This is a genomic window from Peribacillus sp. NPDC058002 (assembly GCF_042886655.1).
Lineage (GTDB): Bacteria > Bacillota > Bacilli > Bacillales > DSM-1321 > Peribacillus > Peribacillus aracenensis.
In genome coordinates this window covers 1-2,628 of record NZ_JBHVQU010000376.1, presented here as the reverse complement: position 1 = coordinate 2,628, position 2,628 = coordinate 1, and the positions used below count along the sequence as shown (strand labels likewise).

At 35.6% G+C, this 2,628-nt stretch carries 1 protein-coding gene; it reads left to right on the top strand.

Annotated features, from left to right (window positions below; all coding sequences use genetic code 11):
- The first annotated feature begins 1,424 nt into the window (after nucleotides 1–1,424).
- A complete protein-coding gene (locus ACFVSH_RS25230; RefSeq protein WP_387708490.1) occupies nucleotides 1,425–2,240 on the top strand; it encodes an IclR family transcriptional regulator in 816 nt (271 codons plus the stop codon).
- Nucleotides 2,241–2,628 lie beyond the last annotated feature (388 nt).

The window sequence follows — 2,628 nt, the reverse complement described above, 5'->3', positions numbered from 1 at the left end:
TTTAGCATAATACCATCTCCTTTTCGCTTTTTAGCATTCCCTAAAAACACTTACCATTGCGAATAAGTGAATTACGGTTTCCCTATAGAAAGGTACTAGTTTTGATTTTTCATTTAAGAGCTTAATCCCGCCTTTCTTATAATTTTGATAGATAAAAAGTCACGGAAATGTTTTGCAAGGAAAACAAAGTTTTACTTTCTTAACGATAAATTAAAATAATTTGATTGTCAATTTAATATTTTGATAATTTTTTATTTTTAGAATAAACAAAAATATGAGCACTTTCACCTAAAAACGAACTCCGTTTCATCCTTTTGAGTAAATGGCCACTATCAAGCAAGGACATAAAAATAGAAGGAAATTTCATTCTCTGTGACAAAAAAACAAATTATTATTATATTATTAAAAATTCTGACTTGTTGATATTGAATTTAAAATCAGGAAAATCTATAATTCATTTATATTGTTTTGTATATGAAATACTTAATATGGAAAAATTATGATTTGGCAGAATATATCGATGTATAATTCTTTATTTGTTTTCATTTGTAATATTCGTTATATTTGGTTTTATCAAGCTTTTCTATCGATACGTCAATTAAGCTAGGCTTCCAAATAGTTTTATATATGTAAATATGCTTTAATTGACACATATACACTATTCTAATTAAACATGAAGAGTAATGGTTAGAAGGGATGCAATTAGACAATTAGAAGGATGCCCGATTCATTATCTGAAAAAAGGGTAATAAAAGCGCTTGTTATCCAACAGTGTTTGGGAAACTAGGGGATACCTGCTTGGTCATTTGATGGGCTCGGCTATGCTCTCGATTCTACTAGCCGTTTTCCGGAAGTGGAAAAGGCATTGATCATATCTGATGTGACTTGTTGGGCAGCTGTTGTTAGAATGGATGAAAGTGAACGGAAATTTCTAAATGGATTATAATCCATCGAAACGTAAATCAGATGAACATGCAAAACAGAGACAGTGCACTACTGGAGCCTCTGTTTCTGTCTAGTTAAGTAAGCGAAACACATCTGGCCGAAGTGCTTCCCCAGGATAAAGTGGACATCCTATCTTCAATATCTGTTCCGACTTTGGTCTTGTGGTGAACTGATAGTGAGTCAAGAATTTTTTGGACATTGATTCCTAATTCCGGGTTTTTCATTGTTCGGGAAGTTCGGCCATTTATGTGATCAGCTGAATTCAGGTGTGTTCAATGATTATGGAACGGATTTTACAGACAAAGGTATGCATCCATTGGAAGTATGCATCAAAAACATTCACAAAATGAACTTCCAGAACTTCCAGAAAAAAATGTACATATACTGCAAGTTCTTCTTTCCAGGTATGAAGAAAGCTTTACTGAATGGGTTATGTTCAGGAGAAAATGAGATTTATTTACAACGGGGGGAATTCTCGAATGGCAAGCGAAGAAAAAGAGAAAGAGAAATATAGCGCTAATTCATTGGTTAGAGGATTGGAAATCATAAAGCTCTTTAATGAAGTACAGCCGAGTTTGTCTCTTTCAGAAATTGCAAAACAACTGGGAGTAAGCAGAACGGTACCATATCGTTTATTATTCACATTACAAAATATCGGTTATTTGTCTCAGGATGAACATACCAAACGTTATAGTTTAACCCCAAAGGTTCTTGAATTGGGATTCAGCTATTTGAATAGCTTGAAATTCCAGGAAATTGTCCAACCATATATGGAGAACTTGCGTGATGAAATCGGAGCCTCCTGCCATCTATCCATTTTGGATGGGCAGGAAGTTGTTTATGTTGGAAGTGCCCCAATCAGAGGGGTATCCGCTGTCAATGTAAATATAGGTTTACGGCTGCCGGCACATGCATTGGCCAATGGAAAATTACTTTTGGCATATCAACCGAAAGAAATGTTAATGCAAATGTTCAAAATTTCAAACCTGACACCTTATACAGACCAAACACTCACCGCGCCGGGTGAATTTCAAAAACAGCTGGATTCAATCCGGCAGAATGGTTATTCGATGACAAGCGGGGAATTCCACCCTGGCATCCGTTCTGTTGCCGCTCCGATTTTTGACCGGACTGGGAAAGTATTGGCTGCCTTGAATGTCGTGGCAACTGAGTCTGCTTACCAGGAGGATTTCATCGATAAAATTGCCTTGCCGAAACTTTTGGAAGTTTCTCGGCAGTTATCCGTTTATATGGGATATAGCGGGGTTAAGCCGTATCAGCACGAAGATGTCTGATCTTACCTGAGCCCCAATCTATTAATAAGTTAATAACCTTTTTCGAAAGTGTGGATCTCCCAATAGGGTATCCACACTTTTTTTTGTTTAATAAAAGCGGATATTAGATTATATCGTTACACGTTTATCCCGAAGCGCCAAGCGTTCGAATTATAAAAATAGTTTTAAATATTCTAAAAATTAATTGACATTGAAGCGGTTTCATTTTAGACTTAATTCATAGACAAAACATTGTTTTGCTTGTAAAACATAATACGTTTTAGTAACAACCAATAAGGGAGGAATTTTAAAATGACAAAAGAAGCTTTTTCAGTGAAGGATTTTGAAAAAAAATATGTTGCCCGATTGAAAGACCGTTCGCTTGATTGGGATGTCTTGAAGTTCCAGG

Coding starts and splice junctions, on each gene's coding strand:
- ACFVSH_RS25230 (WP_387708490.1), top strand. CDS start 1,425: ATGGCAAGCGAAGAAAAAGAGAAAGAGAAATATAGCGCTAATTCATTG.